The sequence below is a fragment of the Streptomyces sp. NPDC002276 genome (genome assembly GCF_053891435.1).
The window spans coordinates 136,718-153,473 of sequence record NZ_JBSFCQ010000003.1; the positions used below are offsets into that span (position 1 = coordinate 136,718).

Below are 16,756 nucleotides of genomic sequence, written 5' to 3' on the forward strand. Positions count from 1 at the left end.
TTCCGGTCGGAACGCCCCAGGGGTCTTTCGGGTCTCAACCCACCCGTACCCGGTCCTCCGGCAGCAGATGCCCGGCGACGAGTGCGTCGCGGACCAGGCCCGCGTACACCGTGGCACCGTGCACGGAGGTGTGCGTGTTGTCCTTCTTCTCGTTGTAGAGATAGATCGCCTTGGAGTTTTCGACTCCCAGCGATTCCACCAGCGCCTTGGTCTGCGCCGTGAGATCGATCAGTGTTACCCCCTCGGCGGCGGCGACCGAGCGGATGACGCCCGGCAGGTCCACGCCGAGTCCGTTCACCAGCAGTGCTGTGTCGTTGTTCAGTGTGCCGTCGGCATTGAACCAGCGTCGGACGATCGGTGTCACCAGAACCGGACGACCGCCCATGTCCCGTATACCCGTTACCAGGGTTTCCAAGTTCGCCCTGTACGTGGCCTCGTCGGTCGTCTTGTCGTTGTGGGCGAGCTGGACCAGGACCAGGTCACCGGGGCGGATCAGCGGCTCAACTGTCCCCCAGAGCAGGGGATTCGCCAGGTAGGTGACCGTACTCTCCCCGGAATCGGCGTAGTTGGCGACGGACACGCCCTTGCGCAGGAACTGCGGGAGCTGTTGGCCCCAGCCCGAATACGGGTCGCCCGGTTGGTCGCAGACCGTGGAGTCGCCGATCAGGATGATCTGGTGGGCACGCCGGGCGGGGGTGACCTTGATGTCGGCGAGTGCGGGGGCGGTGCCGCTGAGGGTGAGGTCGAGGCCGGGGGTGCCGTCGGGGCCGGTGGGTTCGCCCTCGGGGGTACGGACGTTCACGGTGAAGCTGCGGGTGACCGTCTGCCCGGCGGCGGTGGCCGTCTCGGGGAGCAAGGAGCGGCGGGTCTCGCCGCCGATCGCCGTGCTCGCGGCCGACTCGCCGCCGAGGCGGAGGGTCACGTCGTAGGTGCCGGGCGGGACGTCGAAGTGGCAGGCGGTGGCGGTGCAGTTGGCGATGCCGAGCGGAGGCGTGCGGTCGTGGGCCTGTGCGGGTGCGGCCGACAGGGCGGTGCTGAGGGTCACCGCGGCCAGCAGGGCGATGTTGAAACGTCTCATCCGTGGCTCCTCCGTCCGACGACATGGCCTGGCGGTGGACCGTATCGCTCCGGACAAGCGCTTTCTAGACCCGTGCCGGATTTCCTTCCATCCCCAACTCCCGGGCTGCGAAAGCCCTTTCGCGAAATCGATTCAACTGTCACCCTCCAAAGCACCCGCACCCCCACCTCCCGAAGGAGGCACCCCCATGTCCGGTTCTGTGAACAGACCGGTCCGTCGCCGCACCTTCGTCCTCGGCACGGCGGCCGTGGCCGGTACGGCGGCGCTCGCCGGGACCGCGTCCGCCGCGAGTTTCGGCTACTCCGACGACGGCTCGAACTACGTCGTCGACACCGGCGCGAGCCTGGTCTTCAAGGTCAGCAAGACGAACGGCGATCTGACCTCGCTGGTCTACAAGGGCACCGAGTACCAGGGCTACGGCGGCAAGAACTCGCACGTCGAGTCCGGCCTCGGCACCTCCACCGTGACGATCGCCCAGTCCGGCACGACGATCCTGATCTCCGTCGCGTACGGCACGCTGAAGCACTACTACGCGGCCCGCAGCGGTGAGAACAACGTCTACCTGTGGACCAACAAGGCCGACGACTCCGTCAGCGCGACCCGCTACATCGTGCGCGTGAAGGCCGGTCTGTTCCTCAACGACGAGCCGGATTCCTACACTTACGCACCGACCACCATCGAGTCCGCCGACGTCTTCGCGAAGTCCGACGGCCAGACCCGCTCCAAGCACTACTCGAAGAACCGCGTCATCGACTACGACTACATCGGCTGGACCACCGGCAGCGTCGGCCTGTGGGTCGTGCGCAGCAACCACGAGAAGGCGTCCGGCGGCCCGTTCTACCGCTCCCTGCTGCGCCACCAGAGCGCGGACGGCGGCGGGTTGTACGAGATCCTGTACTACGGCGAGAACCAGACGGAGGCCCAGCGGTTCGGTCTCCAGGGGCCGTACGTCATCGCGTTCACGGACGGCGGTGAGCCCGCCTCCTCGCTGTACCACGCCAACCTCACGACCTCGTGGGCGGATTCGCTCGGCATCTCCGGGTACGTGGCTTCCGGCGGCCGGGGCCGGGTCGCGGGCGTGGGGATCACCGGGCGGGACACGGCGTACGCGTACACGGTCGGGCTCGCCAACTCGGCGGCCCAGTACTGGGGTTCGGCGCGCGCCTCGGACGGCTACTTCTCCATTGCCGGAGCGCTGCCGGGGACCTACACGTTGACCGTCTTCAAGGGTGAACTCGCCGTCTACACCGGGTCGGTGGCGGTCACGGCGGGCGGTACGACGACGCTGAACAGCATCGCGATCCCGGCCTCGAACGACCCGTCCAACGCGAGCGCGATCTGGCGGATCGGCAACTGGGACGGCACACCGGGCGGGTTCAAGAACGCGGACCTGATGACGTACGCGCACCCCTCTGACGTGCGGGCGGCCTCCTGGACCGGGAATGTCGTCATCGGCAGCGGGACGGAGACCTCGGCGTTCCCCTGCTATCTGTGGAAGGACGTCAACAGCGGTCTCATCGTGTACTTCAAGCTGACGGCCGCTCAGCTCGCCGCCGCGCACACCCTGCGCATCGGGGTGACGACGGCGTACGCGAACGGCCGGCCGCAGGTCGTCGTCAACGACGCCTGGACCTCGGCCGTCCCGTCGCCGCCCACCCAGCCGAGCACGCGGTCGCTGACCGTGGGTTCGTACCGGGGCAACAACAACACGTTCACGTACAGCGTTCCGGCGTCGGCGTGGCTGACGGACGCGAGCGCGTACAACACGCTGAAGATCTATGTGGCGAGCGGGTCGGGGTCGACGTCGTTCCTGAGCGCCGGTACGTCCATCGACGCGATCGACCTTCTTGCGTGAGCGCTCCGCTGGATGGGCGGCGAGGGGTTGTCTGTCGGCTGCGGGGCCGTCGTGGCTGGTCGCGCCCACGCGGCGGTAGCCGCACATTCGACACAGCCCCGCGCCCTTCAGGGCGCTACCGATCCGCAGTCGACTTCCCCGGGTCCGCTGAGGAGCGGCAACCTCCGGGCCGGGGACGGCGACTTGCAGGCATGACTGAGCCGAACACGCATCGCCGCTCACCCGCCCGGCGTCGAGCCGCCGCCGTGGCGACCGGTGCCGCGGCCGCCCTCGGGCTGGTCGCGGTGTCGTTGGCGTCCCAGGCACGGGCCGCCACCGTCATCACCGTCGCCAAGGACGGTTCGGGCCGCTTCACCACCGTGCAGGCCGCCGTGAACGCGGCGGCCGCCGGCGACACGATCTCCGTGGCCAAGGGCACCTACGCCGAGATCGTCAACGTCCCTTCCGGGAAAACGGGGTTGACCATCCAGGGCGCCACCGGCAACGCCGAGGACGTCGTCATCACCTATGACCGGGCCGCCGGTTACACCGACGCCAGTGGCAACAAGTACGGGACGCTGGGCAGTTCGGTGGCAACGTTCTCGGCGAGCGGTCTCACCGTCACCGGGATCACCGTGCGGAACACCTTCGACAAGGCGGCCCACCCCGACGTCACGGACACGCAGGCCGTCGCGGTCACCGCGCAGGGCGACCGGCAGACCTTCACCAACGACCGGTTCATCAGCCGCCAGGACACCGTCCTCAACTGGTCGCCGTCGTCGACCGGTCAGTACCGGCAGTACTTCTACTCGTCGTTCATCTCGGGCGACGTGGACTTCGTCTTCGGCAACGCGACCGCCGTCTACGACCGCGTCAACATCCAGCTGCGCGACTCGGGCGCGGCGGCGGGCGGTCTCAACGGCTTCCTGTCGGCGCCCAACACCAGCTCCGCGAAGACGTACGGCATCCTGGTCACCGGCAGTTCGGTGACCAGCTCGGCGGCGGCCAACACGTACTACCTGGGCCGCCCTTGGCATCCGACGGCGGACGCGGTCGGCCAACTGGTCGTCCGCCAGACCTCGTTGCCCGCCGCCGTGAAGGTCGCCGGGCCCTGGACGGACATGAGCGGCTACTCGTGGAAAAACGCCCGCTTCTTCGAGTACAAGAACACCGGGGCGGGCGCCACGGTGAACTCCAACCGCCCGCAGCTCACCGACTCCCAGGCCGCGAACTACACGGCCCAGAAGTATCTGGCGGGCACGGACGGCTGGAATCCGGTCCGGTAACGCGGGTGTCAACTCCCGCGCGTCCACTGCTGGTTGGTCGCTCCGCTGCACGTGTAGGTGATGATCGCGGCGGAGTTGGCGGTGGACGCGCCGCTCACGTCGAGGCACTCGCCGCTCGTCCTGGCCTTGACGAGGACGTAGCTGCCGGACGTGGTCAGGCTCCACTGCTGGGTGGTGGCGCCGGTGCAGTTCTCCTGGGTGACGTTGGTCGAGTTCTCCTGGAGGCACAACGAGCTGCCCCGGCCCATGAGTTCGTAGTAGCCGGTGCCGAGGTCCTTGAACCACCACTTCTGGTTGGTGCCGCTGTTGCAGGTGTACTGGCTGATCGCGATGCCCTGCCACAGGGACTGGTTCGCCACGTCCGCGCACTTGGCGCTGTTGCGGGCGATGAGCGTGTTGTACGTCGCGCTCGTCCCGGTGATGGTGCCGGCGGCCGTGTCGATGGACACCTCCGGGTACCAGGACGCCATGGACATCGAGGTGGTGGTCGGGAAGGTCAACGGCAGCCAGACGTAACGGGAGTCGTTGACGGTGCCGCCGAAGGAGTTGCCCCAGCGGTCGCCCATGTAGAGGTACGAGGTGCCCGAAGTCCCCGTGACCGGGAGGACGTAGGCGGTCTGCGAGTTGTACGTGGTCGAGTCGCCGACGTTGGTGAAGGCCGTCCACGGGCCGGTGATGCTGGTGGCGGTGGCGTACTGCTGCTGGTTGGCGCTCCAGCCGGTGGCGGCCGAAGTCAGCATGAAGTAGACGCCGTTGCGCTTGAACAGGGCCGGTGCCTCGCGGTGTCCGCCGACCCAGGGGTTGGCGACCAGGCTGTCGATGGCGGTGTAGTCGGCGGTGAGCTTGTAGATGTGGAGGTCGTAGTTCTCGTTGGCGGCGGAGACCATGTAGGCGGTGCCGTCGGTGTCGACGAAGGTCGTGATGTCGCGGGACATGTTGTCGCCGAGCGGCTGGAAGCTGCCCTGGTAGGCGTAACTGCCGTCCACGGTCGAGGAGACGGCGACGGCGGCCTTCGCCTCGCTGTAGTCGACGCCGTTCTCCTTGTGCATCCACATCACGAACTGGCCGGTGGACGCGTTGTAGATGACCTTCGGCCGTTCGATGTAGGCGGTGCCCAGCTCGGTGGCGCTGGACTGGGTCAGGACGTGGTTGCGGAACTCCCAGTTCTTCAGGTCGGTGGAGCGGTAGGCGTCCACGTACTTGAAGGTGTTGTCGGCGTTTCGGTCCTCGCCGAACCAGTAGTAGTAGCTGCCGACCTTGATCACCCCGCCGCCGTGCGCGTGCAGGGCGTTGCCCGAAGTGTCCGTGAACTGCGTGCCGTTGGTGATGGTCTGGGCCGCGGCCTGGGCCGGGCCCGCCGTCACCAGGCCGGCGGCGAGGGCGCAGACCAGGGCGAGCAGGATGGCGTACGCACGTCTCATCTCACACACTCTCCTTCACCGTGTCGGCCACGGGGACGCCGAAGTCGGGGGTGCCGTCGGGGTGCCAGCCGAGGAGCTGGACCCGGGTGTGGCGGTTGGGGTCGTTCAGGGGGTCGCCGGTGATCTCCTTGTACTGGCGCGCGTGGTAGACGAGGACGTCGCCGCGGCCGTCCTCGGCGACCGTGAAGCAGTTGTGGCCGGGGCCGTACTGCCCGGTGGTGTCGTTGCTGGTGAAGACGGGGGTCGGCGACTTGGACCAGTTGGCGGGGTCCATCAGGTCGGCGTTCGCGTCGACGGTCAACAGGCCCATGCAGTAGTGCCAGTCGGTGGCGCTGGCCGAGTAGGAGAGGAAGAGGCGGCCGTCGCGGGCGATGACGGCCGGGCCCTCGTTGACCTTGTAGCCGACGGTCTCCCAGTCGTACTCCGGTGTGGACAGGCGTATTTGAGGGCCCGTCAGGGTCCACGGGTTCGCCATCCTCGACAGCCACAGGGCGGTGTTGTTGTCCATGCCGGGCTCGTGCTGGGCCCAGGCGAGATAGCGGGTGCCCCGGTGGGTGAAGGTGGTGGCGTCCAGGGAGAAGGTCTCCCAGGCGGTCCTGAGCTGACCCTTCTCCTCCCAAGTGCCCTGGAAGGGGTCGGGGTTGGCGTTCTCCAGGACCCAGATGCGGATGTCCCAGACGCTCTCGGCGGGCGCGGAGGCGAAGTAGACGTACCACTTGCCGCCGATGCGATGGATCTCCGGCGCCCAGATGTGGGCGCCCATCACACCGGTCGCGTGCTTGGTCCAGATCACCGACTCGGCGGCGGTGGCCAGGCCGTTGAGGGTGCGGGAGCGGCGCAGGACGATGCGGTCGTACTCGGGGACGGTGGCGGTGAAGTAGTAGTGGCCGTCGGTGTGCCGGTGGATGTACGGGTCGGCGCGTTGGCGGACGAGCGGGTTCACGAACGGGGCTGCTTTCGGGGACGCGGTCGCCGGGGCCGGGGCGATGGCCAGGGCGCCCGCGGCCAGGGCGGCTCCCTTCAGCATCAGCCTTCGGCTGGGGGCATGGGGCAGTTCGTCGTAGCGGCTCATACGGCTGCCTCTCGGAAACGTTCGAGGTGGCGAACACCATCTGTCATTACGAACGACTTCGAACGCCGAAAAGGTAAGGGTGTGTCACCACGAGGTCAACGGGTCCGACGAGACATTCAGAGAGCGCTTTCCGACCGCTCTCGAAATTTCTGTTATCCCGATGCGTCTCGAACCGTCTCCACTCCCGTGCGCAGCCATACCCGCAAGACAGCAGCAGCCATAGGCGCCCTCGTGACCGTCGCCCTCCTGGTCGGCGCTCCCCCGGCCTCGGCCGCCGACGCCCGTGACGCGACCGCCGACGTGCTCGCCGACCGCGATGTCACGCTCACCGGCGACACGGTGGTCACCGTGCCGGCCGGGACGACGACGTACGACGGGGTGTTCCGCGGCCAGGGGACTCTGACCGTGCGCGGCGGCGGAACGCTGATCCTCACCAAGGACAGCGACTTCACGCTCCCGGCGGCCCGGCAGCGGCAGAAGGTGACCACCCAGGGCGGCAACCATCCGTACACGACCGTCAGCAACCCGGATCCGCCCGCGATCACGGTCGAGCGGGGCGCGACTCTCCAGTACGGCACGGGTGGTGGCACCGGCCTGATCGGTCACTTCCCGTACAACACCCCCGGCTACCAGCTCAACGAGTTGAACGTCCGGGTCGACGGCACCCTCCGTCTCTCCCTGACCCGCACCTTCAACATCGGCACCATCAGCGGCTCCGGCCTGGTCACCCAGCCCCGCAACATGTGGGGCACCCTCGACCTCGCCGGAACTCACCCTTTTTCAGGGGTCATCGACAACGGCACCGGCATGGCGGTCGGCCGCCCCGAGTACCCGGTGGCGCTGCCCAACGCCCGCGCGATCCTCAACCAGGGCTCCTGGATCATCGACACCCCGCTGTACCAGACGATCACCCTGCGCCAGAACTTCTACCAGCGCGCGTACGGCAGCGACGTCAACGTCCACTCCCGGCCGGGCAGCAAGGTCGTCCTCACGGGCCAGTACAGCTACAGCGACCAGGGTGGCGACACCGATCCGTCGCTCAGCGACCCCGACCTCAACTGGCGTGCGATCGCACACCAGTTGAACAAGCGCGGCACCAACATCGAGGGCGCGGACGTCCAGTGGGGCGACGGCACCACCCACCAGATCTTCATGCCGGGCACCAAGGACACCGTGTACATCAACCTCCACGCGGCGAGCGGGGTCCGGTCCAGGCTGACCTTCGACTACGACGGTCCGGTCACCCTCGGCGCACCGATCGGCGGCGGCAAGTACCACGACACGCTGGCCGCGCCCGGCGCCGGGGACATCGTCGTGGCGGGGACGCGCGGCAACGACGTGACCTTCGCGGCGCCGCAGTACTACGACGGGTCGACGACCGTGGAGAAGGGGGCGGTGCTGCGGCTGGGGTCCGGGAAGCGGGGCGGCGACGGCGGGCTGCTGACCGGCACGGAGGAGCGGCGGATCGTCGACGACGGGACCCTTGTCGCACGGAACGTGTCACTCCCCGTGAAACTGTCATATCTGTCCGGCAAGGGGTCCCTCGTCCAGTCCGGCGCCGCGACGACGACACTGACGGGCGCGGCGGTCACGTACACGGGGACGACGACGGTCTCGAAGGGCACGCTGGCGCTCCGCTCGGGGGCAACTCTCGTCCACAGCAGGGCGATCCGGCTCACCTCGGCGGGGGCGCGGCTGGACGTGGGGACGGGGGGCCTGCGTGTGTCGACCAGCCTAACCGGTGTGGGCGCGGTGAAGGGTTCGGTGACGAACGACAGCGTGGTGACGACCGGGCTGACCGTGACCGGGAACTACACGCAGAGCGCGAAGGGCGAACTGGTCCTGCGCGAGAAGCCGTTGAAGGTCGCGGGCAAGGTCGGACTGGCCGGCGACCTGGATCTGTCGGCCGCCGGAACACACCCCGCACGGACCGTCACGATCCTCGACCACCCGGGTCACGCCCCAACGACCGGCTCCTTCAAGGGACTTCGCGAGGGCGGCAAGCTCAAGCTCGCCGACACGATGTACCGGATCAGCTACCGGGGCGGCGACGGCAACGACGTCGTCCTGACCGCCGTCACCGCGAACAGCTCCTCCTCCCCCACCGCCCGCCCCAAGTCGTCGTCCGGGACGACGATCACCGAGGCCCGCACCGAGAACACCGCCCGCGGCGCCGGCTTCGGCTGGTGGCCCTACGCTCTGGGCCTCGGCCTCCTGGGCGCCCTGCTGGTCCCGGCGACCAAGCGCACCCGGGGCGGGGGCAGGCGCGGCGGCGGGGGCGGGAGGCACGCGGCGTAGCGGCCGGCAGGCGCTCGCGCGGCCGTATCGACTAGCGTCGACACATGACCAGCGACACCGCTCCCCTCCTCACCGACGCCCTCGCCGCCGGAACGCTCGTTCTCGACGGCGGGCTGTCCAACCAGCTCGCGGCGGCCGGGCACGACCTGAGCGACGAGCTGTGGTCGGCGCGGCTGCTCGCGGACCGGCCCGAGGCGATCGCCGAGGCGCATCTCGCGTACTTCGAGGCGGGCGCCGACGTGGCGATCACCGCCAGCTACCAGGCCACCTTCGAGGGCTTCGCGAAACGCGGCATCAAGCACGACCGCGCGGCCCAACTCATGGCCGAGAGCGTGGAGTTGGGCATCGGCGCCGCGGTGGAGGCCGGGCGGCGGGGCAGCAGGCGGCCCCTGTACGTGGCGGCCTCGGTCGGACCGTACGGCGCGATGCTCGCGGACGGCTCCGAGTACCGGGGCCGGTACGGGCTGAGCGTGGCCGAGCTGGAGGCCTTCCACCGGCCCCGCCTGGAGGTGCTGGACCTCGTCGGTCCTGACGTGCTCGCCTTCGAGACGATCCCGGACGCCGTCGAGGCCGAGGCGCTGCTGCGGGCGGTGCGGGGGCTGCGGACCCCCGCCTGGCTGTCGTACTCCATCGCCGGGGACCGCACCCGCGCCGGGCAGCCGCTGGAGGAGGCGTTCGCCCTGGCCGCGGACGCGGACGAGATCATCGCGGTGGGCGTGAATTGCAGCGCCCCCGAGGACGTCGATCGCGCGGTGGAGATCGCGGCCCGGGTCACCGGGAAGCCGGTCGTCGTCTACCCGAACAGCGGTGAGACCTGGGACGCCGACTCCCGCGCGTGGACGGGCCGTTCCACCTTCACCGCCGAGCAGGTCGAGGGCTGGCGGGCGGCCGGCGCGCGGCTGATCGGCGGCTGCTGCCGGGTGGGGCCCGAGGCGATCGCGGACATCCGGCGGACGCTCACAGCGTCGTGATCGAGTTCCGTACGACCACGTGCGTGCCCAGCAGCAAGTGCTCGTCCGGGGACTCCGGGGTCCGGCCCAGCGCGGTGCGGACGGCGAGGCGGCCCAGCTCCTCGTAGGGGACGTGGACCGTGGTCAGGGCGGGGTACAGGTCGCGGGCGAAGGGGATGTCGTCGTAACCGGCCAGCGAGACATCGCCGGGGACGCTCAGGCCCGCCTCGTGCAGCGCGGTGAGCGCGCCCGCCGCGACCATGTCGGTGGCGGCGACCACGGCGGTGAAGGCCAGTTTCCGGCTCAGCGCCTGGCGCATCAGCCGGTGGCCCGAGTCACGGGTGAAGTCGCCGTGGAGCAGGAGTTCCGGGTCGGGTTCGAGGCCGCGGGCGCGATGGGCGGCGAGGTAACCGCGTTCGCGGCCCTGCGCGGTCGCGTGGTCGGGCTTGCCGCCGAGGAACAGGACGCGCTGGTGGCCCTGGGCCAGGACGTGCGCGACCAGGGCGTAGGCGCCGCCCTCGTTGTCGTACTCGATGACGGTGACCGGTGCGCCCGGCCCCAGGGGCGGTCGTCCGCACAGGACGAGCCGCGAACCGGCCGCCGCGAGGGAGTCGGCGATACGGCGGGTTCGGGTGCGGTACTCGGGGGTGTCGGCGGTGCCGCCGACGAGGATCACGGCGGCGGTGCGCTGGGCGCGCATGGTCTCGATGAAGTCCAGTTCGCGCTGGACGTCGCCCTCCGTGCTGCACACCAGGCACAGATGCCCGAGCCGGGTCGCCTCGCGCTCCACGCCGTGTGCCATCAGCGCGAACGACGGTCCCGTGATGTCCTCCAGGACGAAGGCGAGGGTCGGGGTCCCGACGCCCGCGATGGCCTTGGCGCGCGCGTCGGCGACGTAGTCCAGTTCGCGTACGGCCCGCAGCACGCGGGTGCGGGTCGCCGTGCTCACCGGGTACTCGCCGCCGAGCACCCGCGACACCGTGGAGGCGGACACTCCGGCGCGGGCCGCCACGTCCCGGATGGTGCTCCCGCTCGCGTCCTGGCTCTTCCTCGTCATGCGCCGCCCGCCCCTCCCCTGCCTGCGGGAACACGTCCGGCAACCGGTTCCCTGCGCGGAGGGTAGCAGCGAGCGACGGTCGGGAGGAGAGGCGTGCGTCGGCCAATGCGCCTACGTCAGGGCGGCACGTGCCTGCCACAGACGTTGGGCAACCGGTTTCTGGACCGTTCCAGCCCGTTCCCGCCCCTTCCCGCCCGCTCACGACGACTTCGGCACATCCCCGGTCCGCCGCAACCGCCGTACGACCGACCGCAGTTCGACGGCACCGCGTGCGGGCGTGCCCACGACCGGGACCACCGGCTCGCGCGTCGTCGTGTCGGCCGCCCACAGGGCGAACTCGGGGTCGCGCGGGCCGGCGGCGATGTGGGGCGCGCCCTCGCCGAAGATCTGGACCGGGTGCGAGTCGTCCCAGGCGCGCCAGCCCGGGTCGCCGTCCACGGCGAACCGGACCCAGGCCGCGTGCATGGTGTCGGCGAGTTCCTGGGGTGCGCCCTCGCCCGCGAGTTTGGCGGCCTCGGGGATGTCGCCGGTGTCGAAGACGAAGCCGAGTTCGAGGGCGTGGCAGGAGCCGAGGTCGGGGAGGTTGGAGGGCCAGGCGAACTCGTAGAGGTAGGAGTTTCCGGGGCGCGCGTCGGCCAGGCGGTGCAGCGGGTAGCGGAGCAGGTGGTCGGTGACGAGCTGGCCGACGGTCTCGGCGGTGCCCGCTCCGGGGTGCAGGGCGCGGTAGCCGCGCGGGACCTCGACACCGCAGTGGCAGCGGGCCATCGCACCGGCCAGGGCGACCGCGCCGAGCCGGTCGACGCGCTCGTGCAGACCGCCGGGCACCAGCCACAGCCGGTACTCGTCACGGGTCCAGCCCATCAACAGGTCCACGTCGCGGGCGACTTGACCGTCGATGAGGGCCTCCAGCGGGTCGCGGGGCACCAGTTCGCCGTCGATGACGATGCCGAACGTGGGCCCGCCGAGCACCGGGCTGCTGAGCCTGCCCACGTCGGCCTGGGTGCGCAGCAGCAGTTCGCGGTCGACGGCGGCGAAGGCCTCGGCGGTGGCGGGGACCTTCAGCCGGGTCGCCATGCGGCGCGCCATCCGCCGTACCTTGTCCCGGTCGAAGGCCTCCGGGGGTCCGCTCTGGAGGACGGCCCGTCGTACGAGCCCCTGGGCCTGCGGGGCGGCGAGCAGGGCGCCGATGCTGATCGCACCGGCGGACTGGCCGAAGAGGGTGATCCTGTCGGGGTCGCCGCCGAACTCCGCGATCGACGCGTGCACCCAGCGCAGCGCGGCGAGCTGGTCGCGCAGACCGGGGTTGGCGGGCGCGTCCGGGAAGAGGCCGTAACCCTCCACGCCCAGACGGTAGTTGACCGAGACGAGGACGACTCCGTCGCGGGCGAAGGCGTGTCCGTCGTAGACGCGGACGGCCGAGGAGCCACGGGTGAGCGCGCCGCCGTGCAGCCAGACCATGACCGGCAGCCGGGCGCCCGGGCCGGGCTCGGGGGTCCACACGTTGAGGTTGAGGCAGTCGTCGCCCGGCACGACGGGGTCGGAGAGCAGTTTGGCGAAGGCGTCGGAGTACGGCGGTTTCGGCGGGGTCGGGCCGAAGGCGAGCGCGTCGCGCACCCCGGTCCAGGGCTCGGGCGGGACGGGCGGGCGGAATCTGCGCGGGCCGAAGGGGGGCGCCGCGTAGGGGATGCCCCGGAAGACCGCGATCCCGTTCTCGTACCGGCCGCGTACCGCCCCGTAGGGGGTGCCGACCACGGGGTTCGTCCGCTCTGCTGTCATCTGCCCACCAGCTCCTCACCGCGCTCGTGAACCATGCTCATCAGAGCATCACATCGGACCGCGCTATTCCGGCGGACGAACTCCGCCGGCCGGGTCACGCGAGGATTCCGTCCGCTGGGCCCGCTCTCACCGATTGACCCCCGCTCCCCGGCAGATCTACGGTAGAAGACGCTTTCAGAAAATGTTTCCGAGCAGCATCCCAAGCCGCAGCATTACTGGAGGGTCATGCCCAGCGCCCAGCCGCCGAGGGCCGTGTTCGCCATGGATCCGGTGCACCTGCCCCTGCTCTTCCCCCCACCCCTGATGGCACGGCTCCGGCAGACGGCCGAGATCGACCCCGGGCTCGTCGTACGGGACTTCGCCGCACCCGAGGCTGCCGCGGCCCTGGCCGGGGCCGAGGTCCTGATCACCGGCTGGGGCTGCCCGCACCTCGACGCCGAGGCCCTCGCGGTGGCACCCCGGGTGCGGGCCGTGCTGCACGCGGCGGGCTCGGTCCGCTCACTGATCGGCAAGGCCCTGTGGGAACGCGGGGTAACCGTATCCAGCGCGGTCACCGGCAACGCGCTGCCGGTCGCCGAGTACACCCTCGCGATGATCCTGCTCGCCGGGAAGGACACCTTCGCGCAGCGGGAGCGGTTCCGGCACGCGCACGCGTACCCGACGCCCGCCGAGACCGCCGCGATCGGCAACCTCGGCCGCCGGATCGGCGTCATCGGCGCCTCCCGGGTGGGCCGCCGCCTGCTCGAACTGCTGCGGCCCCACGACTTCGAGGTCCTGCTGCACGACCCCTACGTCAGCGTCAGCGAGGCGGCCGTGCTCGGTGCCGAACTCCTGCCGCTGGACCACCTGTTGAGCAACAGCGACATCGTCAGCCTGCACGCCCCCGACATCCCCGAGACCCAGCGCATGCTCGACCGCGGGCGGCTCGCCCTGATCCGGGACGGCGGGGTGCTGATCAACACCTCCCGGGGCGCGCTGATCGACCACGACGCCCTCACCGACGAGCTGCTGTCCGGGCGGCTGACCGCGATCCTGGACGTCACCGAACCCGAGCCGCTGCCTGCCGCCTCCCCGCTCTACCAGCTGCCGAACGTCTTCCTCACCCCCCACATCGCGGGCTCGCTCGGCAACGAGCTGGCACGGCTCGGCGGCATCGTCGTCGACGAGCTGGAGCGGCTGGCCGCGGGCCTGCCGCCCGCCCACGAGGTACGGCACGCGGACCTGGCCCGTGTCGCCTGATCCGGGCCGTCCACAGGCCCTCCTGCCTGGAACAACGATGGGATACGGTTTCCGGACCGGCGCGGGAGCAGGGCCTCGCGCGCCCGGTGGGAAAGCCGATACCGCGAAGGAGTCGCCACGGTGAGTCAGCGCAAGACGTCGGGCGACGTCGGCCGGGCCACGATCCGGGACGTGGCGGAGCGCGCCGGGGTCTCGGTGGCGAGCGTCTCGCGCGTGCTGTCCGGCAACTACCCGGTGTCGGAGGAGCTGCGCCGCCGGGTGATGAAGGTCGTCGGCGACCTCGACTACGTCACCAACGCGCACGCCCGTTCCCTGGCGGGCGGCGGCACACCGACCGTGGCGATCCTCATCAACAACATCACAGGCGCGGCATTCGCCCATGTGGCCAAGGGAGTTGAGGGCGCGGCCACGCTGCGCGGCTGGCTCTCCCTGGTCGGCACCACCGGCGACGACCCGGAGCGCGAACTCGCGCTGGTCAACCTCATGCGCCAACAGGGCGTGGCCGCCGTGGTGTTGCTGGGCGGCGCCTACGACGTCGACGAGTACCAGCTGCGCATGGCCCGCTTCGCCCGCTCCCTCGACGCGGTCGGCTCGCACCTCGTGCTCGTCGGCCGCCCGCCGCTGGAGGGCGACGTCCCGGCCACGACGGTCGACTACGACAACGAGGGCGGCGCCTACGCCATGGCCAGCCACCTCCTCTCGGCCGGCCACCGCCGGGTCCTGCTGCTGCCCGGTCACGCCGAACTCACCACGGCACAGGGCAGGTTGAGGGGGGCGCAACGAGCCTTCGAGGCGTACGGCGTGCCGTTCGACCCGGGGATGGTGCGGCACGGTCCCTACGACTACGAGCACGGGTACGAGGCGGTCGAGGAGAGCCTGAAGGGAGGGGTGGACTTCACCGCGGTCCTCGCGGGCACCGACGTGGTCGCCGCGGGTGCCATGCAGGCGCTGCGCGCGGGCGGACTGCGCGTGCCCGAGGACGTGTCGATCGTCGGCTACGACGACATCCCGCTGGCCTCCCAGCTCACCCCGCAGCTGACCACCGTGCACGTCCCGTACGAGGAGATGGGCCGGGTCGCGCTGCGCGCGGTGGCGGACCGGCGCGAGGGCGGCGGCACGAGTCGGCGCAGGGGAAGCGACGGCGACCATCTGGTGCTGGGCACGCATGTCGTCGTGCGGAACTCGGTGCGACCGCCCGCCCGCCGGGACTAGTTCAGCACACGGAAAGCACACAGAAGGCACCCGGAACCAGGGCGTTACGTAACCGGTTTCCCTTCAAATCCCCAGGCCAGACAGGGTCTGTGCTGGGCTGTCGAAACAAGTCGCTGCACGCCTCTTGCTCCGAACAGGCCCCGATGTCTACCTTCCAAGCAACCGGTTTCTACCTCTTCTCTTCAGAAGGAACACGGTCTGATGAACTTCACCAGCCCCCGGAGAAGGTTCGCTCGGGCAGCCGTCGCGGGCCTCGCACTGACAGGTCTGCTCTCCGCCTGCGGCGGATCCGGCTCGGGAGACAAGACGTCCTCCGGTCCGGTCACCCTCCCCTTCTGGGGCTGGGCCAACGGACAGGACGCCGTAGTGAAGGCGTTCAACGCCGCGCACAAGGACATCAAGCTCAAGTACACCAAGGTCACCGACCAGTTGACGATGCAGAAGCAGCTCACCAACGCGGTCAAGGCCGGCAACGCGCCCTGCCTGGTGCAGAACACGGCGGAGTACGTGACCACCTGGGTCTCGCAGGGCGCGCTCGCCGACATCTCGCGGTACGTCTCCGCCGACAAGGACAAGTTCAACGCGGGCGCGTGGGCCAGTGCGCAGGTGCAGGGCAAGTCCTATGGCGTGCCCACCAGTTCGGCCCCCGCCTTCACGATCTACCGCACCGACATCTTCCAGAAGTACGGACTGAAGGCGCCCACGACCTGGGACGAGTTCATCGCCGCGGGCAAGGTGCTGAAGAAGCACGGCATCAAGATCACCAACTACGCCGGTGAGGACCCGAGCACCCTGGAGGTCCTCTCCATGCAGGCCGGGGCGCACTGGTACGCCATCGACGGCAACTCCTGGAAGGTGGACTTCCAGGACGCGGGCAGCCTCAAGGCGGCGAAGGTGATCCAGGACATCGTCGACAACGACCTCAACTCCAAGCTCTCCTTCGCCGACTACGCGGCCGTACAGCGCAACTACGACAACGGCGGCACCGCGACCCGGCAGATCTCCACCTGGCAGATGGCGGGCATGGTGCAGAACTTCACCAAGTCCGACGGCAAGTGGGCGCTTTCGCCCTGGCCGACCTTCGCGGGCGAGGCCGCCAAGACACCGGCCGGCACCAACCAGAGCGGTGGCGTCACCCTGGTGACCAAGCAGTGCGCGCACCAACAGCAGGCCGCCGAGGCCGCGTTGTGGATGTCGACCGACACCGGCGCGGTGAAGACGATGGCGAGCCCGACCACCGGCAACGGTGTGATGCCGGCACTCGCGGACAGCAACGCGTACGTCGCCGAGGCGATCTCCGACAAGCTGCTCGGCACGAACTACGAGCCCGCGAAGAAGGTCGTCACCGACAGCCTCGACACCGTCACCTCGGACTGGGTGTTCGGCCCGGACTGGACCGCCATGTTCACCGAACTCCAGACGGGCTGGGCGAAGGTGATGAACAAGGAGGAGAAGGTCACCGATCTGCTGGCGCACATGCAGGAGTGGACGGTCAAGGACCTGAAGTCCCGCGGTATCAGCGTCAAGGGCTGA

The 16,756-nt window shown here is 69.9% G+C and carries 12 protein-coding genes; 7 read left to right on the forward strand and 5 right to left on the reverse strand.

Annotated elements, in window-relative coordinates; translation table 11 throughout:
• Window positions 1-34 precede the first annotated feature (34 nt).
• Window positions 35-1,078 (reverse strand): rhamnogalacturonan acetylesterase, encoded by a 1,044-nt coding sequence (locus tag ACWIHT_RS09745; protein ID WP_456166258.1) that lies wholly within the window; start codon window positions 1,076-1,078, stop codon window positions 35-37.
• Window positions 1,079-1,265: 187 nt separating this feature from the next.
• Here ACWIHT_RS09745 and ACWIHT_RS09750 point away from each other — a divergent pair, with 187 nt between their 5' ends.
• Together ACWIHT_RS09750 and ACWIHT_RS09755 are read left to right on the forward strand one after the other, a co-directional pair.
• Complete coding sequence (locus tag ACWIHT_RS09750; RefSeq protein ID WP_456166260.1) at window positions 1,266-2,933, forward strand: rhamnogalacturonan lyase B N-terminal domain-containing protein; 1,668 nt, start codon at window positions 1,266-1,268, stop codon at window positions 2,931-2,933.
• A 191-nt stretch (window positions 2,934-3,124) separates the two neighbouring features.
• Complete coding sequence (locus tag ACWIHT_RS09755; protein ID WP_456166262.1) at window positions 3,125-4,198, forward strand: pectinesterase family protein; 1,074 nt, start codon at window positions 3,125-3,127, stop codon at window positions 4,196-4,198.
• 8 nt (window positions 4,199-4,206) lie between these two features.
• On the opposite strand, the gene ACWIHT_RS09760 is transcribed toward ACWIHT_RS09755, so the two are convergent.
• Entirely contained in the window at window positions 4,207-5,619 is a 1,413-nt protein-coding gene (locus tag ACWIHT_RS09760; RefSeq protein WP_456166264.1) for an RICIN domain-containing protein, read from the reverse strand.
• A gap of 1 nt (window position 5,620) precedes the next feature.
• Entirely contained in the window at window positions 5,621-6,691 is a 1,071-nt protein-coding gene (locus ACWIHT_RS09765; RefSeq protein ID WP_456166266.1) for a glycoside hydrolase family 43 protein, read from the reverse strand.
• Between the two features lie 186 nt (window positions 6,692-6,877).
• Here ACWIHT_RS09765 and ACWIHT_RS09770 point away from each other — a divergent pair, with 186 nt between their 5' ends.
• Window positions 6,878-8,989 carry an autotransporter gene (locus ACWIHT_RS09770; protein ID WP_456166268.1) on the forward strand — a complete coding sequence of 704 codons (2,112 nt, stop codon included), beginning with the start codon at window positions 6,878-6,880 and terminating at the stop codon, window positions 8,987-8,989.
• A gap of 44 nt (window positions 8,990-9,033) precedes the next feature.
• Entirely contained in the window at window positions 9,034-9,960 is a 927-nt protein-coding gene (mmuM, locus tag ACWIHT_RS09775; protein WP_456166270.1) for a homocysteine S-methyltransferase, read from the forward strand.
• Here the strand turns inward: mmuM and ACWIHT_RS09780 are convergent.
• Complete coding sequence (locus tag ACWIHT_RS09780) at window positions 9,947-10,996, reverse strand: LacI family DNA-binding transcriptional regulator (RefSeq protein ID WP_456166272.1); 1,050 nt, start codon at window positions 10,994-10,996, stop codon at window positions 9,947-9,949. The genes mmuM and ACWIHT_RS09780 overlap by 14 nt on opposite strands.
• A gap of 198 nt (window positions 10,997-11,194) precedes the next feature.
• Window positions 11,195-12,772, reverse strand: coding sequence for a carboxylesterase/lipase family protein (locus tag ACWIHT_RS09785; protein ID WP_456166274.1), 1,578 nt, complete (start codon window positions 12,770-12,772; stop codon window positions 11,195-11,197).
• Window positions 12,773-12,997: 225 nt separating this feature from the next.
• Between ACWIHT_RS09785 and ACWIHT_RS09790 the strand changes: the two genes are divergently transcribed.
• The 3 genes from ACWIHT_RS09790 (at window position 12,998) to ACWIHT_RS09800 (ending at window position 16,756) form a co-directional block, all read left to right on the forward strand.
• Window positions 12,998-14,011 carry a hydroxyacid dehydrogenase gene (locus ACWIHT_RS09790; protein WP_456166276.1) on the forward strand — a complete coding sequence of 338 codons (1,014 nt, stop codon included), beginning with the start codon at window positions 12,998-13,000 and terminating at the stop codon, window positions 14,009-14,011.
• Between the two features lie 120 nt (window positions 14,012-14,131).
• Window positions 14,132-15,223 carry a LacI family DNA-binding transcriptional regulator gene (locus ACWIHT_RS09795; RefSeq protein ID WP_456166278.1) on the forward strand — a complete coding sequence of 364 codons (1,092 nt, stop codon included), beginning with the start codon at window positions 14,132-14,134 and terminating at the stop codon, window positions 15,221-15,223.
• A 201-nt stretch (window positions 15,224-15,424) separates the two neighbouring features.
• On the forward strand, window positions 15,425-16,756 hold the full coding sequence (locus ACWIHT_RS09800; protein WP_456166280.1) for an ABC transporter substrate-binding protein: 1,332 nt from the start codon (window positions 15,425-15,427) through the stop codon (window positions 16,754-16,756).

Bases quoted from the DNA above. Each gene is read 5' to 3' on its own strand.
- mmuM (WP_456166270.1), top strand. From the start codon at position 9,034: ATGACCAGCGACACCGCTCCCCTCCTCACCGACGCCCTCGCCGCCGGA.
- ACWIHT_RS09760 (WP_456166264.1), bottom strand. From the start codon at position 5,619: ATGAGACGTGCGTACGCCATCCTGCTCGCCCTGGTCTGCGCCCTCGCC.
- ACWIHT_RS09755 (WP_456166262.1), top strand. From the start codon at position 3,125: ATGACTGAGCCGAACACGCATCGCCGCTCACCCGCCCGGCGTCGAGCC.
- ACWIHT_RS09800 (WP_456166280.1), top strand. From the start codon at position 15,425: ATGAACTTCACCAGCCCCCGGAGAAGGTTCGCTCGGGCAGCCGTCGCG.
- ACWIHT_RS09790 (WP_456166276.1), top strand. From the start codon at position 12,998: ATGCCCAGCGCCCAGCCGCCGAGGGCCGTGTTCGCCATGGATCCGGTG.
- ACWIHT_RS09745 (WP_456166258.1), bottom strand. From the start codon at position 1,078: ATGAGACGTTTCAACATCGCCCTGCTGGCCGCGGTGACCCTCAGCACC.
- ACWIHT_RS09785 (WP_456166274.1), bottom strand. From the start codon at position 12,772: ATGACAGCAGAGCGGACGAACCCCGTGGTCGGCACCCCCTACGGGGCG.
- ACWIHT_RS09750 (WP_456166260.1), top strand. From the start codon at position 1,266: ATGTCCGGTTCTGTGAACAGACCGGTCCGTCGCCGCACCTTCGTCCTC.
- ACWIHT_RS09780 (WP_456166272.1), bottom strand. From the start codon at position 10,996: ATGACGAGGAAGAGCCAGGACGCGAGCGGGAGCACCATCCGGGACGTG.
- ACWIHT_RS09765 (WP_456166266.1), bottom strand. From the start codon at position 6,691: ATGAGCCGCTACGACGAACTGCCCCATGCCCCCAGCCGAAGGCTGATG.